The 20,826-nt window shown below is 62.9% G+C and carries 24 protein-coding genes and 1 riboswitch; of the genes, 13 read left to right on the top strand and 11 right to left on the bottom strand.

Annotated elements, in window-relative coordinates; translation table 11 throughout:
* The first annotated feature begins 127 nt into the window (after window positions 1-127).
* From ACX80A_RS04455 to dnaB, 3 genes are all read left to right on the top strand, one after another.
* Entirely contained in the window at window positions 128-559 is a 432-nt protein-coding gene (locus tag ACX80A_RS04455; RefSeq protein ID WP_459258483.1) for a MarR family winged helix-turn-helix transcriptional regulator, read from the top strand.
* Between the two features lie 52 nt (window positions 560-611).
* A riboswitch (cyclic di-GMP riboswitch) is annotated at window positions 612-686 on the top strand.
* A 202-nt stretch (window positions 687-888) separates the two neighbouring features.
* Window positions 889-1,686, top strand: coding sequence for a response regulator transcription factor (locus ACX80A_RS04450; protein WP_459258482.1), 798 nt, complete (start codon window positions 889-891; stop codon window positions 1,684-1,686).
* A 709-nt stretch (window positions 1,687-2,395) separates the two neighbouring features.
* Entirely contained in the window at window positions 2,396-3,778 is a 1,383-nt protein-coding gene (gene dnaB, locus ACX80A_RS04445; protein WP_459258481.1) for a replicative DNA helicase, read from the top strand.
* Window positions 3,779-3,787: 9 nt separating this feature from the next.
* On the opposite strand, the gene ACX80A_RS04440 is transcribed toward dnaB, so the two are convergent.
* Genes ACX80A_RS04440 through ACX80A_RS04425 form a run of 4 tightly spaced genes read right to left on the bottom strand, consistent with a single transcriptional unit; the run spans window position 3,788 to window position 6,793 of the window.
* A complete protein-coding gene (locus ACX80A_RS04440) occupies window positions 3,788-5,182 on the bottom strand; it encodes a DUF2254 domain-containing protein (protein WP_459258480.1) in 1,395 nt (464 codons plus the stop codon).
* A gap of 44 nt (window positions 5,183-5,226) precedes the next feature.
* Window positions 5,227-5,385: a hypothetical protein gene (locus ACX80A_RS04435; RefSeq protein ID WP_459258479.1), complete on the bottom strand. Its 159-nt coding sequence runs from the start codon at window positions 5,383-5,385 to the stop codon at window positions 5,227-5,229.
* Between the two features lie 19 nt (window positions 5,386-5,404).
* The gene (locus ACX80A_RS04430; protein WP_459258478.1) at window positions 5,405-5,704 is read right to left on the bottom strand and encodes a MoaD/ThiS family protein; all 300 of its coding nucleotides are present in this window, start codon (window positions 5,702-5,704) and stop codon (window positions 5,405-5,407) included.
* Window positions 5,705-6,793, bottom strand: coding sequence for a WD40/YVTN/BNR-like repeat-containing protein (locus ACX80A_RS04425; RefSeq protein ID WP_459258477.1), 1,089 nt, complete (start codon window positions 6,791-6,793; stop codon window positions 5,705-5,707).
* A gap of 142 nt (window positions 6,794-6,935) precedes the next feature.
* Between ACX80A_RS04425 and ACX80A_RS04420 the strand changes: the two genes are divergently transcribed.
* Window positions 6,936-7,832, top strand: coding sequence for a DUF4031 domain-containing protein (locus ACX80A_RS04420; RefSeq protein WP_459258476.1), 897 nt, complete (start codon window positions 6,936-6,938; stop codon window positions 7,830-7,832).
* A 50-nt stretch (window positions 7,833-7,882) separates the two neighbouring features.
* Entirely contained in the window at window positions 7,883-8,551 is a 669-nt protein-coding gene (locus tag ACX80A_RS04415) for a TetR/AcrR family transcriptional regulator (RefSeq protein WP_459258475.1), read from the top strand.
* Here ACX80A_RS04415 and ACX80A_RS04410 read toward each other — a convergent pair.
* A complete protein-coding gene (locus tag ACX80A_RS04410) occupies window positions 8,548-8,787 on the bottom strand; it encodes a hypothetical protein (protein WP_459258474.1) in 240 nt (79 codons plus the stop codon). The genes ACX80A_RS04415 and ACX80A_RS04410 overlap by 4 nt on opposite strands.
* 97 nt (window positions 8,788-8,884) lie before the next feature.
* Between ACX80A_RS04410 and ACX80A_RS04405 the strand changes: the two genes are divergently transcribed.
* The 4 genes from ACX80A_RS04405 to ACX80A_RS04390 all read left to right on the top strand — a co-directional run bounded on the left by ACX80A_RS04405 (window position 8,885) and on the right by ACX80A_RS04390 (window position 11,646).
* Window positions 8,885-10,222 carry an MATE family efflux transporter gene (locus ACX80A_RS04405; protein ID WP_459258473.1) on the top strand — a complete coding sequence of 446 codons (1,338 nt, stop codon included), beginning with the start codon at window positions 8,885-8,887 and terminating at the stop codon, window positions 10,220-10,222.
* A 124-nt stretch (window positions 10,223-10,346) separates the two neighbouring features.
* Window positions 10,347-10,961, top strand: a complete 615-nt coding sequence (locus tag ACX80A_RS04400; protein WP_459258472.1) for a hypothetical protein — start codon at window positions 10,347-10,349, stop codon at window positions 10,959-10,961.
* 63 nt (window positions 10,962-11,024) lie between these two features.
* Window positions 11,025-11,357, top strand: coding sequence for a hypothetical protein (locus ACX80A_RS04395; RefSeq protein ID WP_459258471.1), 333 nt, complete (start codon window positions 11,025-11,027; stop codon window positions 11,355-11,357).
* Window positions 11,358-11,457: 100 nt separating this feature from the next.
* Complete coding sequence (locus ACX80A_RS04390) at window positions 11,458-11,646, top strand: hypothetical protein (protein WP_459258470.1); 189 nt, start codon at window positions 11,458-11,460, stop codon at window positions 11,644-11,646.
* Between the two features lie 290 nt (window positions 11,647-11,936).
* Here ACX80A_RS04390 and ACX80A_RS04385 read toward each other — a convergent pair whose 3' ends face one another.
* Entirely contained in the window at window positions 11,937-12,482 is a 546-nt protein-coding gene (locus ACX80A_RS04385) for a CGNR zinc finger domain-containing protein (RefSeq protein ID WP_459258824.1), read from the bottom strand.
* Between the two features lie 55 nt (window positions 12,483-12,537).
* Here ACX80A_RS04385 and ACX80A_RS04380 point away from each other — a divergent pair, with 55 nt between their 5' ends.
* Window positions 12,538-13,536, top strand: coding sequence for an EamA family transporter (locus ACX80A_RS04380; protein WP_459258469.1), 999 nt, complete (start codon window positions 12,538-12,540; stop codon window positions 13,534-13,536).
* A 2-nt stretch (window positions 13,537-13,538) separates the two neighbouring features.
* On the opposite strand, the gene ACX80A_RS04375 is transcribed toward ACX80A_RS04380, so the two are convergent.
* The 3 genes from ACX80A_RS04375 to ACX80A_RS04365 are packed head-to-tail and all read right to left on the bottom strand — an operon-like array spanning window position 13,539 to window position 16,458.
* Window positions 13,539-15,833, bottom strand: coding sequence for a heavy metal translocating P-type ATPase (locus ACX80A_RS04375; RefSeq protein WP_459258468.1), 2,295 nt, complete (start codon window positions 15,831-15,833; stop codon window positions 13,539-13,541).
* A gap of 59 nt (window positions 15,834-15,892) precedes the next feature.
* Complete coding sequence (locus ACX80A_RS04370; protein ID WP_459258466.1) at window positions 15,893-16,117, bottom strand: heavy-metal-associated domain-containing protein; 225 nt, start codon at window positions 16,115-16,117, stop codon at window positions 15,893-15,895.
* Between the two features lie 29 nt (window positions 16,118-16,146).
* Window positions 16,147-16,458, bottom strand: a complete 312-nt coding sequence (locus ACX80A_RS04365; RefSeq protein ID WP_459258465.1) for a metal-sensitive transcriptional regulator — start codon at window positions 16,456-16,458, stop codon at window positions 16,147-16,149.
* Window positions 16,459-16,608: 150 nt separating this feature from the next.
* On the opposite strand from ACX80A_RS04365, the gene ACX80A_RS04360 reads away from it, so the two are divergent.
* Both ACX80A_RS04360 and ACX80A_RS04355 read left to right on the top strand, forming a co-directional pair.
* The gene (locus ACX80A_RS04360) at window positions 16,609-17,244 is read left to right on the top strand and encodes a DUF305 domain-containing protein (RefSeq protein ID WP_459258464.1); all 636 of its coding nucleotides are present in this window, start codon (window positions 16,609-16,611) and stop codon (window positions 17,242-17,244) included.
* 54 nt (window positions 17,245-17,298) lie between these two features.
* On the top strand, window positions 17,299-17,943 hold the full coding sequence (locus ACX80A_RS04355) for a DUF3105 domain-containing protein (RefSeq protein ID WP_459258462.1): 645 nt from the start codon (window positions 17,299-17,301) through the stop codon (window positions 17,941-17,943).
* A gap of 57 nt (window positions 17,944-18,000) precedes the next feature.
* On the opposite strand, the gene ACX80A_RS04350 is transcribed toward ACX80A_RS04355, so the two are convergent.
* Entirely contained in the window at window positions 18,001-19,548 is a 1,548-nt protein-coding gene (locus tag ACX80A_RS04350; protein WP_459258461.1) for an MFS transporter, read from the bottom strand.
* Between the two features lie 61 nt (window positions 19,549-19,609).
* Here ACX80A_RS04350 and ACX80A_RS04345 point away from each other — a divergent pair, with 61 nt between their 5' ends.
* Window positions 19,610-20,158 (top strand): TetR/AcrR family transcriptional regulator, encoded by a 549-nt coding sequence (locus tag ACX80A_RS04345; RefSeq protein WP_459258460.1) that lies wholly within the window; start codon window positions 19,610-19,612, stop codon window positions 20,156-20,158.
* Between the two features lie 6 nt (window positions 20,159-20,164).
* Here ACX80A_RS04345 and ACX80A_RS04340 read toward each other — a convergent pair whose 3' ends face one another.
* Window positions 20,165-20,812: an arsenate reductase ArsC gene (locus ACX80A_RS04340; RefSeq protein ID WP_459258459.1), complete on the bottom strand. Its 648-nt coding sequence runs from the start codon at window positions 20,810-20,812 to the stop codon at window positions 20,165-20,167.
* Window positions 20,813-20,826 lie beyond the last annotated feature (14 nt).

Genomic DNA, 20,826 nt, shown 5'->3' with positions numbered 1-20,826 from the left:
CGCCCCGCACCCGATGGAGGTGCATGCAGCCGTCCCCTTACGGACTGGGTAACACGCCAGATCCAGTCATCGGCACAACCCACGGCTTAGTTGTCTCCACCCCAACAGAAGTGACGATCGAAAGAAAGTGGCAAATACATTGAACACAACACACTGGACAACCGGTCGTTTACTCAGCACGGCGGCCCGGTTGAACGAACGACTCTATAATCAGCGACTTCGAGAAGTAGGGCTCACTCATGCAGCAATGATCACACTAAGAGCCTTATCAGCTAACGGACCAATCAGCCAGACAGGCCTAGCTGAGCTGGTGCACGTGCAGGCCCAGACCATGGGAAAAGTCCTCGAGAAACTTGAATACAAGGACCTCATTTCCAGAACACGCGACTCGTCGGACCGGCGGTCGATGATAACCCGGATCACTAACAAAGGAGACGAGCTACTCCAGCACGTAAACCAAATGAGCGAATCGGGAGTAGAAGATCTTGGTCTCACCGACCAGAAGCTCCGGGATGCACTGATTACCTTCATCGCTACACTCGGGTCCTCACCCGCCTGAACGGGTCCCTCGGTGTCGTTTCACAAATAAATTTCTACTATGGGCGTTCGCTTATAGATAATGGCAAACCCGGGGCGACTCGGCGACGCAAAGCTTCGGGGCCCTCGCGGTCGGCCGGGTTACCGAAGAGCAAGGGCCTAGGTTATGTGTCACCTCCGTATCAAAGATAATTGTCTGAACATTTCACTAAACATCCAAGCTTCGAAACAATCGAGATTCGGTTCGCCGCCCCAAGTCAGGCAGTTACCGGGTGAGGGCCGCTACTTAGGGTCAAGACTTAACCGGCGCATGCGTCCACAGGTAACGGCCCTACCGGACGGAAGAACGAAGTGAGGGTAGATGCCCCTAATTTTTTTCGTTCCTACGGAACCGCCGTCGTCATTGATGATGACCTGGACATCCAAACCGCAGTTGTGGAGATGCTTCGGCAAGCGGGGTTTGATGTCCATGCAGGAACCACGGGGCTTGATGGGGTGGAAGCCGTCCGCGCGTCCACCCCATGCGTGGTCACGCTCAACGTTGATCTCCCCGATATTGACGGATACGAAGTACTTCGGCGTATCCGTGAGACCAGCGACTGCTACGTCATTATGTTAAGCGCTCGAATTGACGAGCACGACACGCTTACAGCGCTCCAATTGGGCGCCGATGACTTCATTTATAAACCGTTTCGTCCTCGGGAGCTGAGAGCTCGAATTGAAGCGATGCTGCGTCGTCCTCGAGATGGTTCTAGGAAACTAACTGAAATAACATCACCTTCTGTCCTGCCCGCTCTGGCGCCGCAGCAGTCGGTCCTCTTCCGTAGGGGGAAACTTACCCTCGATTGCGGAACCCGAACGGTCAGGATCGCTACTAAAGAAATGGCATTGACCAAGAGTGAATTTGATCTGCTCTACGAGATGCTCCGAAGTGACGGGGCCGTTCGTACCAAGTCGGCACTGGCGCGAGTCGTCCGGGGTGAGGAGTACAGGGGTTACTCCTACGTGAGTGGGGCAGAAGAAAGGGCGATCGAGGTCCATATGGGAAATCTGCGACGGAAGCTCTCTCAACGTCTTGGGCATGACGAACTGATAAAAACTATCCGTGGAGTGGGCTACCGCGTTGCCCTATCTGCGGAGACGGAATAACACCCACCGCCAGAGCTTGCCCTTAGGTTGGCCCGAGCCCTTGCGGCAAATCCGCGATGGAGTGAGCGAGCGGGAAAGCCCACACACCATAGGCTTCTTCGGTCCAGGGTCTACTACAGATAAGCCCAATGGGCGACAAGCGTCTCAGGGTCGAATATTTCGAGGCTGACGCAGTGGCGGAACGTTTCGCACATACCTCTTTGTGCATACTTCGCTCGGGCCGGCTCATGAGGGTGCGTCTGCCGTTATGCAGGCCAGTGGGAGGCGCCGCATCCTGGAGCTCTGTATTACACATCTGGCGTTGTGGCTGTGGATAGCAGGTGAATAACTCTGCTAGTAGGCCCTCAATGACCATCTGTCAACACGCAAGTAGAGCATGAACGTTGGGTGACCGAAACATTTACTCCACAGGTGTTCATGAGTGTTTCCGCAGGTCAGGGCCGCACGAGCCAGATAAGTATTTCGTTATCCACACCCTTGTCCCCATCCTGTGCACAAGACACGCCGCGTAATCCACAGTGAATCCACAGGGCCTGTGGATTACTCGTTTGGCAGGATGGTGCTTCGGCACTACCGTGGCGGAGTATCCCAGACGCTAAAACTGTCAGAGCCGGGTGATAAACCTCAATTATCAGGCCGGGTACGACCGAAGACGACGATCCGTCGGAGCTGGTTCCCGGGGTAGGCAACTGGAAGAGAGAGTGCAGCGGTGTCCCTCACGCACGCAGAGTCAAAAGAGGACACCCGGTCCCCGGAGTTCACTCGAACCCCGCCGCAGGATCTGGTTGCCGAACAGTCGGTACTCGGCGGAATGATGTTATCGAAGGATGCCATCGCCGATTGCGTGGAGGTGCTGCGCGGTGTCGATTTTTACCGGCCTGCCCACGAAAGCATCTACGAGGCGGTTATCGACCTCTACGGCCGCGGCGAACCTGCTGACGCAGTCACCGTGTCTGATGAGCTCACCAAGCGGGGCGAAATTTCCCGGATCGGTGGTCCGGCCTACCTCCACACCCTGATCCAGTCCGTGCCGACCGCCGCAAACGCTGGCTTCTATGCGGAGATTGTCCGTGAGCGAGCGGTGCTGCGCCGTCTGGTGAATGCCGGCACCAAGATTGTCCAGCTGGGCTACTCAAACGACGGCGAGGTGGATGACATTGTCAACGCCGCCCAGGCCGAGGTGTACGCGGTTGCGGAGCGACGCAGCGCCGAGGACTACGTTGCGCTGAAGGACATCATCGAGAGCACCGTCGATGAGATTGAGTCGGCTGGTCATCGTGGTGAGGGCATGACTGGTGTGCCCACTGGGTTCTTTGAACTCGACGAGTTGACCCAGGGGTTGCACGGCGGGCAGATGATCGTTGTCGCGGCCAGGCCGGCGATGGGCAAGTCGACGTTCGCCCTGGACTGGGCACGATCGGCGGCGATCAAGCACAACATGACCACCGTGTTCTTTTCCCTGGAAATGGGGCGCAATGAGATCGCCATGCGCCTGCTCTCAGCCGAGGCGACGATCGGGCTGCAGGATCTGCGTAAGGGCACCATTAAGGACGAACAGTGGGGCAAGATTGCTACTACCATGGGACGGATGAACGATGCTCCGCTGTTCATTGATGACAGTCCCAACATGTCCCTGATGGAGATCAGGGCCAAGTGCCGGCGGTTGAAGCAACGTCACGATCTCAAGTTGGTGGTCCTTGATTACCTACAGCTCATGTCCTCGGGCAAGCGCGTCGAGTCGCGTCAGCAGGAGGTCTCGGAGTTCTCCCGTGCACTGAAGTTGCTGGCGAAGGAGTTGAACGTGCCAGTGGTGGCTCTGTCGCAGCTTAACCGTGGCTCCGAGCAGCGTACCGACAAACGCCCGATGGTTTCGGATCTCCGGGAGAGTGGTTCGATCGAGCAGGACGCCGACATGGTGATCCTCCTGCACCGGGACGACGTCTACGACAAGGAATCCCCGCGCGCCGGTGAAGCGGACGTGATTGTCGCCAAGCACCGTAACGGTCCCACGAAGACTATCGTCGTCGGGTTCCAGGGCCATTATTCCCGGTTCAACAATATGGCTGTCGACGGCGGAGGCGGCGGGTTCTAGTCCCCGCGCCTACCCAAGGTCGCCCCCATCAGATGCCCTCGGCGACCACACGCCGCTGAGGGCACGCTCGACGTCCCCAGCCCGCCGGTCGAGGTGCACCAGTATCGCTGGTGGATGGGACCCCTGCTGGATTGCCGTCGTGACCCTGCGCAGTTGCTCCCGGATGGCGGCCTGATCTTCCTTAGCGGCGCGCCACGCGATCTCCTGCAGCAGACTGAGAACTCGATCAATCACCGCCGGGTCGGAACTTCCGTAAAGGACCGGTTGGTCGAGGGTGATGTTCAGGAGCGCGGCAAAGTCTGGTCGGTGAAGAATCACGCGGACCTGGCCGTCGTCGTCGCGCAGTACCCGCGATCCGAGGTCGCGCTGTGCGAGATCGCATAATAGGGCCGCTGTGTGGCCGAGCACGTGGATGGCAGTTGTCGGATCGTTGATGCCGGGGGACAGTGCCTTGGCCGCGACGTCGATGAGTTGCCGGAACCCGAAGGCCACATCCTGCACAGCGGTTCGTTCGAATCCGGTGGTGAATGTGGATGCAATGTCTTTCCGGAATTGTTCCAACGCCTCCTCATCCATGCTCGGGCCGCCGCTGCGCACCCAGCCGACGGCAGCCGGAATTCTCTTGACAAGGGAAGACCCGACCTGGGAGTCAACTCTCACAATTGCCTGGTGCTTCACCGCGGCGGCGAGGAGCCGTTTCTCGTCGATCCCGGTCAGGAATCCGGACCGGGATGCACAAATCAACACGGCGGAATTGGGGGCCTCCGGTAGTACCGGTCTGGTGGATCTGTGTCGGTCCGGGTAGACCCGTTCGATGGTGTTCGCCGTGTCTCCGTGAACCTTGCGCATGATCGTTTCGGCCCGAATTTCCCGGGCCAGGTGAGCAAGGAAGAACACCAGTCCAACGATGCTCCCAATCGCAAGCAGGAAAGCGAGCGTTACCGCCAGATGAGGAACGAATGGCTCTTCATTGTCGTACCCCGAGCGAACCGTCCGCAACACTGTCAGCGCGTAGGCGAAGGTGCCGAGGAACAGGGCCAGCGTCGCGTGCACAACGCGATCGCCGGTGAAGGTTCGTAGGAGGCGAGGAGAAAATTGGCTGCTGGCCAACTGTAGGGTGACCACAGTCAGGGAGAACGTCAATGAGGTTGCGGTGATCAGCGACCCAGCAGTCGCTTCCAGGATGGCTCGCGCGGCATCGGGGCCGCCGCCGATCAAGAGATTGGATACCGTCTCCGGCATGTTGTCGCCAACAGCGGCATCGACCATGGGTAGCCAGATTCCCAACCCAATAGCCACCACCACGGCGAAGATGGGTAGCGGCCACAACTGGGTCCGCAGCGCATCGGCGGCGGACCGTAGTCTTCCGCCAACCTGGTGAGTTGGGCCGGACGAGGTTGTCATCGGCGGTGCGGCTCCTTGCGGCTGGTTTGGGCTACCTGCACAGCCTAGACTAAGCCGAGCCGAGAGTGGTCCGGCATGAAGTGGATAGTCCCTTTGGAGAAGGAAAATCCGTCAAGATCACCCTGTAGCCAGGTGATGACCCGCTCGAGACAGGTCCGCTCCGGCTGATCGAGCGCGGCAAGAGCCTCGTCAACGGCATCCATTCCCTACCTTACTTTCCTGCTACCCGCCAGCCACCGACTGCACGATCATCACCTCGGCGCCGGGCGGAACCGGCGTCGAGAGCCCTTCCATCCGGCGCACATCTTCCCCATCGACGTACACATTGACGTACCGGCGCAGCGCACCCGTCTCATCGCGGATGCGGCGGGCAAACACCGGGTACCCGTGGTGAAGATTGTCGAGGAGTTTCGCCAGCGGTACAGGGGCCGCCGTCGCAAGGGGCACCCGGGACCGGTCCCCGATCAACGGCCGCAGCAGGGTTGGGATCAGAACTGTCACCGCGCCGATGGGGAGCTCCATTTAGTAGCCAACGACGGCGGCAGCCCGGACGCACAAAACGTCCGGTAGGTGGGAGGCGACCTCGGCGAACGTGGCGCCCTCGTTGGCGCTGGCATAGACGGTCCCCCCGCGGGTGCCGAAGTACACACCGGCCGGTTCGAGCGTGTCCACGCCGGCCGCATCCCGCAGGACGGCGTTGTACTCGCCCTCAGGCAGACCGTGATCGAGGCGGGTCCAGGAGGCGCCGGCGTCGTTGGTGCGATGCACGGCCAGTTTGGCCTCGGGTGGGATGCGTTCGCCGTCGGCCTTCAACGGGATGACCCAGGCGGTGCCGGTGCGGTTCGGGTGGGTGAGCATCACGAAACCGAAGTCAGCGGGCAGCCCCTCGGCAATGGATTCCCAGGTTTCGGCGCCGTTGTCGGAGCGGTAGACGCCGTGATGGTTCTGCGCATACAGCCGGTTGGGTTCCACCGAGTCGCGGGCGATCTTATGGACACACTGTCCGAATTCGGGGCTGGGATCGGGCATGAAATAGGCGGAGATGCCCTTGTTCCGCGGCGCCCAGGAGGATCCACCGTCGTCGGACCGATATACGCCCCCGGTGCTCATGGCCACGTGGACGGTGTCGTCGGCTGGACTCGGAACCACCGAGTGGGCTGCTGCGCCGCCGAAACCTGCACCCCATTCGGAGCGGTGCGGGTGATCCCACAACCCCCGGTTCAGTTCAAAGTGCTCTCCGTAGTCGGTCGACTTCCAGACGGAGATGGGTTCGCAGCCCGCCCAGACGACGCCGGGGCGACCAGCCGAATCCGGTTGGAGCTGCCAGATCCGCTCGACGGCGGCTCCGTCGCCTTCGGAAAACTTGATGGCGCCCTGCTCGGGTTCGGACCAGGTGGCGCCCAGATCATCGGAGTAGACCACTGTTGGACCCCAGTGATAGGAGAGCATCCCCACCATGATCCTGGTGCGTCCGTCACGGGTATCGATTCCGACGCTGGCTACTTCCTGCATCAGGAAGTGTGGTTCGGACAGGGTCCAGGACTGCCGGTCGGTGCTGGTCGCGAGCCATAGGCCTTTTTTGGTGCCAATGGCAAGAAGTGTTGTCGTCATAGGGTCCTCGGTTCAGTGGATAACTGATGTGAACACTGTAAACAATGGCACAGCCGGAAGGTCCTGTATATACGTAATTTCGTCACCGCCGCGGCGCCAGTTTGGAGCCAGGCCACAGGCTGCGCGCCGGTAGGCTGGAGTGATGGTCATCTACATCGACCCCCCGCTCTGGCCAGCGCACGGGACCGAATTTTCCCACCTGATTTCCGACCAGTCGGTCGCCGAACTTCACGCCTTCGCCGCGGAGGCAGGGATCCCTGAGCGGGCGTTCGACGACGACCACTACGACGTCCCAGCCCGCTGCTACAGCACCCTGGTGGCATCCGGAGCCCAGGAGGTGGACTGCGGAACCCTGGTCCGCATCCTCATTGGCAGCGGCCTGCGGATTCCGGCCCGCCAGCGGACGCCGCGGCTGCGCCGGACCCTCCTCGCCCGCTGGGATGCGGTGCTACCCACGGAGCCCTGGTTGGGTGAGGAGCTGATGGTCCGGTGGGCGGAGACGCACCGGAAATACCACACTCCCTCCCATCTCCTCGACGTGCTCGAGGCCCTCGACGTCCTCTTTTCCCCGGCCGACGACGACAATTTGCGGCGACGGGTCCGGCTCGCCGCCTGGTTTCACGACGCTGTCTATGAGGGCTCCGCCGGTGCGGATGAACGCACTTCGGCGGCTCTGGCCGACGAGTTGCTGGCGGGGCTGGTGCCCGCTCCTGAGGCGGCCGAGGTGGTGCGGCTGATCCTGCTCACTGCATCGCACCGCCCACAGCCGGGAGACCGGGCGGGTGACCTTCTCTGCGACGCGGACCTAGCCGTTCTGGGACGACCGATGCGCGGATATGGGCAGTATGTGGCTGCCGTGCGGAAGGAATACTCCCATGTATCGGATGGGGACTTTGCGGCCGGACGCGCCGACGTCGTCCGCCGTCTGCTGGCGATGGATCCTCTGTTCCGCACTGAGTCAGCGCAGCTCCGCTGGCTGGACGCGGCCCGCACCAATCTGACGAATGAGCTGCACTCCCATATCAGGACCGCCCCATGACACACTTGTGTACGGTGTTAACTTTCGACGTTGAGGAGAGGCTAGGACCAGTGACCGAGCAGTCTGCTCCCCGCACCACGTACCGTCACGGTGACCTGCGACGGGCTCTGGTCGAGGCGGGAACCGAGCTGGCACGCGAGGGTGGGCCGGCCGCCGTCGTTCTCCGCGAGGTAACCCGCCGGGCCGGGGTGACGCCAAACGCCGCTTACCGCCACTTCGCTGACAAGGGCGCTCTGTTGCGCGCCGTCTCTCTGGCCGCGCAATCCCGGCTGGCGGCGGCCATGGAGGAGGAACAGTCAGCCATCGCTGGTGACTACAGGGACAACGACAGTGGTGAACGTGGGAACGAGAGCGCTGCGGCGCTCGCGCAGGCGAAGCTACGGGCGGTGGGCGCCGGCTATCTCCGGTTCGCCCAGACCGAGCCGGGACTGTTCAGGACAGCGTTCGCGAACCACGTGGATCTGCGGGACGCTGCAGTCGAAGATTCGGCGGGCCCCCACGGCAGGACGCCGTTCCAGCTCCTGTCCGACGCTTTGGATGGTCTGGTGGATAGCGGAGTGCTGGCAGCCAGCCGGCGTCCGGGGGCCGAGTTTGCCGCCTGGTCGGCGGTACATGGGCTGGCCATGCTGGTGATCGACGGTCCACTGCGAGGGCTGGACGCGGCAGTGCGGCTTACGGCCGCGCAGCGCCTGCTGGAAATGGTGGAGCAGGGACTCTAATCTCTCGTATGGCCGATGGTGAGGCTCTTGCGCCGAATTACGTAGCCGGTTGCCAGCAAGGTGATCGCAACAACGATGAGCAACGCACCAATGCCGAGGGTGAGCCCGGCACCCGATGGCACGGCTTCTTCAAGGGCGGCGGCGCGCGCGAAATCCGAGATGCCCTGCGGAATGAAGAGGGTGCTCAGGAAAAACGCGACCAGACCACCGATGAAGAACCAGACTTCCTTTTTCATGTGTGCTCCCTGTGCGCCATCGTGCCTCACGGTTCAGCCTAGCGGACGTTCCTTGCCGGCCCCTCAGAATGCCAGCAGCAAGGCATAGGGTGGCATGGTGAGCGCCGCCCTTCCTGAGACCCGCGAGTTGAGCCGGCGCATCCTTCACCTCGCCGTCCCGGCGCTTGGGGCCCTGATTGCTGAACCATTGTTCCTGCTGGCAGACTCGGCCATCGTGGGTCACCTGGGCGTCGATGAGCTGGCGGGAGTGGGCCTGGCGTCCACCGTTTTGCACACCATCGTCGGTCTGATGGTGTTTCTCGCCTACTCCACCACCCCCGCCGTGGCGCGGTTCATTGGAGCCGGACGTATCCAGGACGCGGTGGCTGCGGGCCGCGACGGCATCGGCCTGGCCGTGGTCCTGGGAGTGCTGCTCTCCACTGCGGGGTGGATCCTTGCGCCCGGGCTGGCCTCGCTGATGGGCGCGGAAGGACAGGTGCACACCTTCGCCGTTGACTACCTGCGCTACTCCATGCCGGGGCTGACCGCCATGCTGGTGGTGCTTGCCGCCACCGGGGTGCTTCGTGGCCTGCAGGACACCAGGACGCCACTGCTAGTGGCCGGCGTCGGATTCGCCGTGAATATTGGGCTGAACTTCCTGTTGGTCTACGGGTTGGGACTCTCGGTGGCAGGATCGGCCCTGGGCACCAGCGTCACCCAGTGGGGGATGGCAGGTGTCTACCTCGTCATCGTCTTCCGGCTCTCCCGCAGGAACCAGGTGCCGCTCCGGCTGTCTTGGCAGGGGTTGCGGGCGACGGCGAGGGTGGGCTCCTGGCTGATGTTGCGCACCATGAGCCTGCGGGTCGCCATTTTGGCAACCGTGTATGTCGCGACGGCGCAGGGTTCGGTTTCCCTTGCGGCGCACCAGCTGGTGATGACCATTTTCATTTTCCTGGCCTTCGCGCTCGATGCGCTGGCCATCGCCGCCCAGGCGCTGATCGGCAAAGAACTCGGCGCCGGGGATAAGCCACTGGCTCACGCGCTGACCCGGCGAATGATCTGGTGGGGGCTCGGGTTCGGTGTGATCACCGGCGCCATCCTGGCCCTGGCAGCGCCGTTCGTTGGCTGGATCTTCACCTCCGATCAGGCCGTGCAGTCAGCGCTCGCGGCGGGGCTCTTTGTCCTCGCAGTGTCCCAACCCGTATGCGGTCTGGTGTTTGTGCTGGATGGCGTCCTCATTGGCGCCGGCGATGCCCGCTATCTGGCGATTGCCGGCGTCGTCAATCTCCTCGTGTACCTGCCGCTCCTGATGTGGATCTTCAATGCCGGTCTCACCGGTCCGGTCGGCATTGTCTGGCTGTGGCTCGCGTTCGGCATCGGCTATATGGCAGCCCGGGCTCTGACCCTGGCGTGGCGGGTACGCAATGATTGCTGGATGGTGATCGGCGCTCGCTAGCGTGGGGCGGGACGACAGTCCCGGGATCCTGGGTTGCACCGCTGTTTCGCTCCTTTGTCGCGGGGATAAACTGGGAGCTCTGGACTGAGGTGATCAGCCCGTTTCGAACCGGAGGTTTCGCGCAATGGGTGCCGCACCACACGATGTGACGGTCCAGCCGCCTCATAACTCGCTGGACCAGGCCGCGGCAGTCTGGCCGCCGCTGCTGTTTCGTGCCGTCGTGGCTGCAGCGTTTGGCGCCCTGACAATCTTCTGGACGCAACCGTCAGTGCAGGTGGCATCGGTAGGTGGCGGCCTGTACTTGCTCGGACTCGCTGCCTCGGCGTTCTGGATGGAACGGGCAGTCGACCTGCGCCATAGCGTTGACCGGTGGGTGGTGTGGATTGCTCCCGGCTTCCTGCTGTCCGGTGGCGTTCTCAACCTCTGGATCCATACCAACGCCATGTTCGCCCAAGTGGGGGCTCTCGTCCTGGTGATCGCCGGTGCGGTGGACCTTTATGTGGGAATCCGGCAGCGCCGCACCACCGTCGTCGGGAGGGACTTGATCGCCGTCGGCGCAGTGAGTGTCGCCACCGGCCTGCTGCTGCCCCTTTTCGAAGGTGCGGGGGCCCACGCACTGCTGGGGGTCACCGGTGGTGGCGCATTGATCACCGCCGTCGTCCTTGCGATCGCTGCGTCTGGGTATCGACATGACGTGCGTCACGCTGCCCCGGCAAGCGCCGCCGACCCCGTAAACTAGAGGTAGCAGTCTTTCTACTCCTCGTAGAAGAATCTGCGGCGACAATTTTCTCAAGGAGCAACAGTGTCCAAATCGGTTAGGGGCGTCAAAGGCCCCCTTATTTTCTCAGCCGCCCTCGCGGCGGTAGCCGGCATCGTGGCGATGGTCGTCTCCACCGGTGGCGGCACCCGGGAACTGAGGGTTGACCTCGGCCTTACAGCGGCGGGGATTGCCTTCATCGCGGCCCTCGTAGTGTGCGCCATGCTCATGATGACGGAGAAGCCGAATGCTGACCACCTCGGTAAGGGGACGGGAATCAACCGGTCGTCCTCGAAGATCCCCGGCGGCGCGGGCAACGTCGAGAAGGATGGAAACCCCAAGGGGACACCCCGCGGCGGCACGGACAGCACCCACTAGCCAGACCTCGCACGCCCGCCATTCCCTCTTCCCGCGATGGCAGGGAATTCCTGACGTGACGGTCTACACTTTCAGCTGAACCGGATACAGCAAGGAAGAGGTGCAGATCATCACCGTGGGGGTCAGCCTGATCAGTGCCTGGGTGCTGGCCGGCGGCGCCGCGATCGCCCAGGACTTCTACGGCGGAAATTTCCTGCTCAACACCCTGATCACCGCGGTCATCCTCTGGGCAGGGTTCACCGCCTCCCCGTTCATCACCCACGACGCGTTCGAAGGCCAGCCGGGCTGACGCTCCTGAACTGCGCCCACGAGTTGGTCACCTACCTGGTGATGGCGCTCGTCATCGGGCTGTTCGGCATCAGCGGGGCCTGACCCGGGCTGTCGCGGCCAAGAAAAGTGGTTGAACCGCATACACGCTGTTGGGCAACCACTAACGTGCGGGTGCGCTACTTTCCTGTGCACGCCGGCGATGCTGCGCTACTTTCCTGTGAGCGCCGGCGGGTGCGCCACTTTCCTGTGCACGCCGGCGATGCTGCGCCACTTTCCTGCGCACGCCAGTCGCCGGTCGCGTGCACGGGTCTAGCCGGCCACCGCTTTCCGGGCGCGATAGGCCTTGACGTGTGCCCGGTTCGCACAGTTCCCGGTATCGCAGTACCGCTTTGAGCGGTTGCGGCTCAGATCCAGCACGACGGCGCTGCAGTCCTCAGCGGCGCAAATCCGCAGGCGGTCCATTTCGTGGGTCCTGATGACGTCGATTAGCGCCATCGCCGCCTCGGTGGCCATCCGGTCTTCGAGTGGAGCATCGGGGTCGGTGGCGTGGAGGTGCCAGTCCCAGTGATCATGGCGGACCAGCCGGGGGAGGGCCTTCGCGTCGCCCAGGATCCGGTTGACCCGCGCGACGGCATCGTCCTCGGATGACGTCCAGACCTCCTCCAACTCTGCCCTCAACCGCACCACCGCAGCCAGCTCGGCGGCGGTCCGGGCACGCGATCCGGAGAAATCCTGCTCGGCAAGGAACCGGTCGAGATCCGCCAGGGTGCTCAACTGATCCGGATCCTCTTTCCCCGTGTTGATGAGCGCGGCGGCGGAGATTAGCGCAATTTCTGTGTCATAGGCAAAGGCCACGTTGACTCCTGACATCGTTCAAGGCTACTGTCACTACCATAATCATATTTTGGTCATGACACTAACGCGCGCGGAGGAGTACGGCATGAAGAACGGTGCAGCGGCGGGCCTGTGGTTCGCGGTCATCTCTGCGGCGGCGTTTGGCGTGTCCGGGCCGTTCGCCAAGTCCCTGCTGGAGATTGGGTGGAGTCCAGGTGCAGCAGTAGGCGTGCGTATCGGCGGGGCCGCTCTCGTGTTGCTGATCCCGGTGCTGATCGCCCTGCGGGGGCGCTGGACAGCTCTGCGTGGGAGTGCACTGACCCTCACCATTTACGGTGTGACAGCGATCGCGCTCTGTCAGTTCTTCTACTTCAGCGCGGTCCAGCGGATGTCCGTCGGAGTTTCCCTGCTCCTGGAGTACCTGGCACCGGTGCTGATTGTCGGCTGGCTATGGGCACACACCCGTCACGCCCCACGCCGCCTGACGGCCGCCGGCTCGATAACGGCCATGGTTGGGCTCCTCTTGGTACTGGACCTGACCTCAGACGAACGCCTCGACCCGATTGGCGTCCTCTACGGACTGGCCGCGGCGGTCTGCCTCGCCGTGTTCTTCCTGATGTCCGCCCGCGCCAATGACGCCCTCCCGCCTCTGGTGATGGCAGGCGGCGGCATGGTGGTAGGTGCTGTGGCCATCGGGGTGATGGGACTGGCGGGCATCATGCCCTTCACCTTCGAATTCCGCGACGTGACCCTGGCCGGTTGGGAGACCAGCTGGCTGGTGCCCGTGTTGGGGCTGGTGCTGATCTCCACGGTGGTGTCGTACTTCACGGGCATCCTCGCTGCCCGCCAGCTCGGCTCGAAGGTGGCATCCTTCGTGGGACTCACCGAGGTGATGTTCGCGGTACTGGCTTCCTGGCTGATGCTCGGTGAGCTCCCCGGGCTGATCCAGCTTCTCGGCGGATTGCTAATCGTCGGCGGAGTGGTGATGGTCCGGGTTGACGAGTTGCGCGCACCGGCGGACGGGACCCCGCCGCTGGAGCGCGCCAACGACGTCGAGCCCGTCCCCCTGCCGTAGGCCTACCGGCCGAACCGCCGCAGCCGCAGCGAGTTGGCCACGACGAGCACAGAGCTGGCGGCCATTGCTGCACCCGCGACCATCGGGTTGAGGAACCCCAGGGCGGCCACCGGGATGCCAATGGTGTTGTAGAAGAACGCCCAGAAGAGGTTGGTCTTGATGGTCCGGAGTGTCTTGCGTGACAGCTCGATTGCCTGCGCCACCTGCTCCAGGCTGTTCCCCATCACGGTCAGGTCGGCTGCCTCAATGGCAACATCGGTGCCCGAGCCCATCGCGATCCCTAGGTCGGCCTGCGCCAGGGCGGCGGCGTCGTTGACCCCGTCACCCGCCATCGCCACCGTGGCGCCGTCGGCCTGCAGCCGCCGGACGGCGTCCACCTTGCCCGCCGGGAGCACTCCGGCGAGCACGTCGTCGGGAGCGATTCCAACCTGGGCAGCCACCCGGTGTGCCACCGAGGCGTTGTCGCCGGTGAGTAGGATGGGCCGCAGTCCCAGATCCTTGAGCCGGGCGATAGCGGCGGCAGATGAGTCCTTGACCGTATCCTTCAGCGCCACCAGCCCCACGATGCGGCCGTCGACTGCCACCCAGACGGCGGTGGCCCCGGAATCCTGCCGATTCTGCAGTGCTGAACGGTGTGCGTCGGTGATAACAACCCCGTTCTCCCGCAACCAACCGGACTGCCCGGCGAGCACTGTGACGGCTCGCCCGCCGTCGTCGACGGTGCCCCGCACTCCACCGCCGGGGGAGCTGCTGAACCCGGTCACCGCGGGGTGGCCAGGGGCTGCTGCAGCGATCGCCTGGGCAATCGGGTGCTCGCTGGCAGCCTCAACCGCGCCGGCCAGTGAAAGGAGGTGGTCCCGATCCAGGGCATCGAGCACGACGACGTCGGTCACCGCGAGTTTGCCGGTGGTGACGGTGCCGGTCTTGTCCAGCACAATGGTGTCGACCGTGCGGGTGTCCTCCAGAACCTGCGGTCCACGGATGAGGATGCCGAGCTGGGCGCCACGTCCCGAACCGGTCAGGAGCGCCGTCGGCGTCGCGAGCCCAAGCGCACACGGGCAAGCGATCACCAGGACGGCTACGGCGGCGGTGAACGCCGATTGAAGGTCGCCAGTCAGGACCATCCAGGCCACGAAGGTGAGGACGGCGATGGCCAGCACGATCGGGACGAAGACGGCACTGATTCGGTCCGCCAACCGGGCGATGGGCGCCTTGCCGCTTTGCGCCTGGCTGACGAGCCGCCCCATTTGGGCCAACGTGGTTTCGCTGCCGACCCGGGTTGCCCGGACCACGAGGCGCCCTGAGGTGTTGATGGTGGCGCCGGTGACGACGTCGTCAATGCCCACCTCCACCGGAACGGATTCACCGGTGAGCAGTGACGTGTCGACGGTGCTGGCGCCGTCGATCACCACCCCGTCGGTAGCAATCTTTTCGCCGGGCCGCACCACAAACTCGTCCCCGTGGACCAGCGAATCGGCAGGTACCTTGACCTCCACCCGGCGGCCGTCCTGGTTGCGGAGGACTGTTGCGTCCTTGGCGCCGAGGCTTAGCAGGGCTTTAAGGGCCTCGCCAGCCCGTTGTTTGGCATTCGCCTCAAGATAACGGCCCAGCAACAGAAAGGTGACGACAACTGCTGCCACCTCGAAGTACAGCGCGTGGTCGCTCATGGCCATGCCCACATGTTCGGTGATGGCGGGGTCACTGAATAATTGCCAGGCCGAGAAGAGAAACGCGGCGGTGACGCCGATGGACACCAGGGTGTCCATCGTCGACGCGAGGTGGCGGGCATTGATGGCGGCCGCCCGGTGGAACGACCAGGCGGACCAGGTGACCACCGGCAGGGCAAGGGCGAAGACCACCCAACCCCAGTGAGGGAACTGCGCCGCGGGCACCATGGAGATGACGGCGACCGGCAGCGTCAGAAGTGCCGCGACGATAAGCCGTGGCCGCAGCTGCGCAGCTGATCCGCCGTGGGCCATATGATCGGAGGCTTCCGGGTGGGTACCCTCCAGCGCGGGGTCTCCCAACTCCAGGCCTGAGGTGGTGCTACGGCCCTGATGCTTCAGTTGCGCCGTGTATCCCGTCGCCTGCACCGTGTCCACGATGTCCTGGTCCGAGATGTGCGCGGGGACCGTGACTGTGGCGGTTTCGAGCGGCAGGTTCACGCTGGCCCCGACGCCGTCAAGCTTTCCCAACTTACGTTCCACCCGCCCTACGCAGGACGCGCAGGTCATGCCCTGGATATCGAGTTCGACAACCCGGGTAGCGGGGGTGGTCTTCAACTGGTTCGTGCTCATCGCATTCCTAGGTGGTACTAATCGGTAGCCGTATGGCCCTACTTGAGCGTCGATGGACCCTAGGCGTCGGTGGCGACAACCAGGTAGCCAGCTTCGGCTACGGCCTCGCCGATCTGCTCCGGGGCAAGGTCGGACGCTGAGGTGACGGTGGCGGTGGAGATGCCGCCCTTGTTGAGGTCGACCGAGACGTCCTGGACGCCGTCGATGGTGAGGATTTCTTCGGTGACTGAATCGACGCAGTGGCCGCAGGTCATGCCCGAGATGTTGACGGTGGTGGTGCTCATGGTGGTACTCCTTAGGTGAGGGGGACGTGTTATCTCAGTAGGCGGCTGATGGCCGCCGAGGCTTCCTGGACTTTTTCCTGGACAATGCCGGGGTTACCAGTGAGCTGGGACTCGTTGGCGGCTCCCACGACACAGTGGGCAATATGCTCCTCAAGTAGGCCAATGCTGACCGCGTGTAGCGCCTTGTTGATCGCTGATACCTGGGTGAGGACATCGATGCAGTACTTGTCCTCCTCGATCATCCGGGCGATCCCACGAACCTGACCTTCAATACGTCTCAGGCGCCGCAAATAGGCGACCTTGTCGGCTGTATAGCCATGTTCGGTAGCGATGTCGGTCATCAGGCTCTCCTTGATCTCCTCCAGGATATACCCCCTACCCGTATATTCCAACTACCCTAGGGGGGTATCTCCACGACGTTCAGGGAACGCTGAGGCTGATGCAATACGTTAAAGAAGTTGGAATGACTGTGGAACAGGGGAAACAGGTAGATGACGCTGCACCTCGAGACGTGGCAGAAGCGCGTGCTCATTGGCCTGGCCGGAGCGCTGGTGGTCTGCCTTTTTGCTCTTGCGTTCGTGGCGGGTCGGATCGGCACCGGCCCGCAATACCCGGCCACCAATAGCGCTGACGCTGGATTTTCCCGCGACATGCAGGTGCACCATGCTCAGGCAGTAGAAATGTCACGACTGGTGCGTGACCGCACCGACGACGAAGTGGTCCGCACCATCGCCTACGATATCGCCCTGACCCAGCAGCACCAGATCGGCCAGATGTATGCCTGGCTGGAAGAGTGGGGTCTGCCGCAAAGTTCTGCCGCACCGAGCATGGCGTGGGTGGCGGGGTCCATGGATCACGGGGGCGATGGTGAAATGCTGCGAGCCGACGGATTGATGCCAGGGATGGCCACCCCGGAGCAGATCGCTCAGCTGACGGCTGCCTCTGGTGTTGCGGCGGAGCGACTGTATCTAACCCTGATGATCGCTCACCACACGGCAGGTGCGGACATGGCGCAGGCGGGGGCGGGACTGGTTCAGGAGCCGCGGGTCAGGGTTGCAGCCGAGAAAATGGTGGCGGCCCAGGTGGCTGAGATAGCCGCCATGGAAGACATGCTGGATGAGCTGTAGCACCACCGACGGTACATTGGTTTCAATCACTCTTACGGAAAAAGGATTCACGCGTTGAATAAGAAGCGAGCCCAGGACAATGCCGACCGTCAGGCGCGGCTGAAGGCCATCCAGTCCAAGCAGCGGGCCGGTGACCGTCGGCGCACCACGTTGATCCTCGGCGGAATCGGTGCCGTTGTCATCGCCATCATTGTTGCCGTGACGATTGTCATTGTGGGTCAGGTGCAGGAGAACCAGCGGATCGAAGAGCTTGCCAGCCAGCCGATCGAAGGCGTACAGGAATTTGAAGACCTCACCTTCAACCACATCGAAGGGCCGGTGGACTACGAACAGACACCTCCCGTGGGCGGAGATCACAACCCCACCTGGATCAACTGTGGCGTCTACACCTCCGAGATCCCCAACGAGAACACCGTCCACTCGATGGAGCACGGGGCAGTCTGGATCACCTACCAGCCCGATCTTCCCCAGGCCGAGATTGACACCCTGACTGATCTGGTGGGCTCAAGCGGCTACGTGCTCCTGAGCCCCTACGCCGACCAGGAATCACCCGTCATGGTGAGCGCCTGGGGCCTGCAGTTGAGCGTCGATTCAGCCGAGGACAGCCGGCTTCCCGTGTTCCTCGAACGGTACATCCAGGGCGAGCAGAGCCGCGAGCCCGGCGCGGCCTGCACCGGCGGAATCACTCCCGCAGCATAGTCCTGCCTGACAAGGGACGGACCGAGCCTGCGACGTGCAGGGATCCGGTACGGATCTTTACGCGCGTCGCAGGCTCCACAGCGCCAGCGCGGACGCGAACACCATGAGTGCTGCACCAATCCCTGAGGTGAGTACCACACCGCTATCAAACGCGTGGAACGCCGAATCTAGAAGTTGACTGCCGCCGTTGCCCGGCAATTGTGCAGCAGTGTTGACGGCCCCGCCCAGAGTTTCGGTGGCGACAGCTTCCTGCTCCGGGCTGAGGCCCGCTGGCAGCACGAGGTTGCGTTGGTAGGAGGCGAGTAGCACGCTGCCCAACAGGGCCGTGCCAAAAACTGAACCCACCTCGTAGGCGGTTTCGGACACCGCCGACGCGGCACCCGCTTTTTCGGCGGGCACGGTAGAGAGGATCAGGTCGTTGGATACCGTCTCGGACGCTCCAACGCCGATGCCCAGTAACACAAATGCGAACAGCAGCACGGCGGCGGACCCGCCCTGACCGGTGACCGCCACGAATGCGTACGCCGATGCCGACAAAAGTAGCGCTATCGGTACCACGGTGCGCGGGGGCACCCGGCGTACAACGGGGACCACCGCAAGGCCCGCGATGATGGTCATTATCAGACCGGGCACCAAAACCAGCCCGGCATTTAAGGGGCTGAGCCCCAGTACCAGCTGCAAATGCTGTGAAACGAAGTAGATGAACCCCACCAGCGAGAAGATGGCGAGCAGATTCACCAGCACCGCCCCGCTGAAGGCACGCACGGTGAACAGCCGGACGTCCAGCATGGGATTGGGCCGGCTGAGTTGGCGCCTGGTGAACGCCGTTCCAGCGGCGAGGCCAATGACGACGGCGGCTACCGTCACCGTCACCGAATCACCCTTGGCGAAGTTCTTGATGGCGAACACAATGGGCAGCATCGTCGAGACCGATAGGACAATGCTCAGGTAATCCACGCGCCCGGGGTTGGGGTCCTTCGACTCCGGAACCAGCGTGGGCGTGAGTGCCAGCATCAGTACCAGGACCGGCACGGCCAACAGGAACACCGACCCCCACCAGAAGTGCTCAAGAAGCGCGCCGCCTACGAGCGGCCCCAGGGCAGCGCCAGCAGAGAATCCGGCGGCCCAGATAGCGATGGCCAGACGGCGCTGGTTGCGATCGGAGAAGATGTTGCGGAGGAGCGAGAGCGTTGAGGGCATCAGCATGGCGCCGAACACGCCGAGACCCACCCGCGAGGCGACAAGCGCCTCTGCTGTAGGCGAGTAGGCGGCGGCGACCGAAAAGACTGCAAACCCCAGTGCGCCGATGATGAGGAGCCTTCGGCGGCCAAAGCGGTCGCCGAAACTCCCCATGGCCACCAGAAGGCCTGCGAGCATCAGAGGGTAGCTGTCGATAATCCACAGCAGTGTTGTGCCGCTGGTATTGAACGCAAGGGAAATGGCAGGGGTGGCGAAGGCAAGCACGGTGTTATCGACGGCAACCAAGAGGACGGGCAGCATCAAGACAGCGAGAGCTGTCCATTCACGCCGGCCGGCCCGGGTAGGCGCAGGGTCGAGGGCAGGCGCTCCGGTGGTCGGACCGAGAACGTGCGTCGGGTTACTCATGATCTGAGACTATACCGTCCAGCCGGTACAGTAAAGCGTGAGGCCCCGTTACGATGAACACATGGCTAGTTCCAAAGAGCGCATCCTCGACAGTTTCGAGAACATCCTCATAAACGACGGCGAACGGGCCGCCACCATGGAAGCGATCGCCGGGGCTGCCGACGTCTCCAAGGGTGGTTTGCTGTATCACTTTCCGTCGAAGGAGGCGTTAGTGGATGCGTTGGGGGAGCGGCTCCTGGCCCTCTCCTCGATTGATCGCGAACTGATGACCGCTGACCCCGAAGGGCCAGCCCGGTACTACGTCAGGACCTCGGTATATGAGGACAGCGCCTTGGACAGGGCACTCGTGGCAATGGCACGCCTCGCCCAGCGGGGCCACCCGAAAGCACAACAAAACTTTGCGCAGATCCAGGCTCTGTGGCTGGGAGCACTTGAGTCGTCGCTGGGCAGCCGTTCAGTGGCTCGCGCCGTGAAGCTGATGGGCGATGGGCTTTACTACGACGCGGCATTCTTCGCTGGCAGCGGCGCCAATCAGGAATTCGCCGAAGAGATGGAGCAGCTGCTGGAGCTGGTCGACCTGTTGCAGCAGCCCCAGCGAAGGGATCCCTAGTCCCGTTTATTGGTCCAGGAGCTCGGCGGCCAGTTGCCGAATCCGTCTGTCCAGGTCGTTCCGTACCCGCTCTACCCCCGACGGATCGAGGTCAGCCGGGTCCTCGACCTGCCAGTCCTCGTAGCGTTTCCCCGGGTAAATAGGGCAGGTATCGCCACAGCCCATTGTGATGACGACGTCGGCCGCCCGAACCACGTCGTCGGTGAGGGGCTTGGGGAAGTCAGCATCGAGGTCGATACCGAGCTTTCTCATGGACTCGACGACATGAACGTTGAGGTGCTCTGCGGGCATTGACCCTGCCGAACGAACATTGATGCGACCCTCGCCGTAGTGCCTAAGCAACCCGGCGGCCATCTGGGAGCGCCCTGCGTTCTGTACACAAACGAATAAGACTTCAGCCTTCCCGCTAGGACGGACACCCTGGGCATGAGCGAGTGCGTTCAGGCGGTCCTCGGCGAAGTGCTTGGTGATTGAGGCCAGATACGTCTTGATTTTCGCCGTCCGGGCGAGAGCTGTGTAGGACTCGAAAACGTACCGGTCGACCATCTCTGGGCTGAACACGCCATCGAACTTTCCAGCTAGTTCACCGCTTATCCGGTGCAGTACATGCTCATCGTTGATCAATCCGGGCATCGGGTTGGGGCGAGTGGACATCTTTGCTCCTCGGT

Source organism: Arthrobacter sp. TMN-50, assembly GCF_054511125.1.
This window is presented reverse-complemented; position numbering and strand designations above follow the sequence as displayed.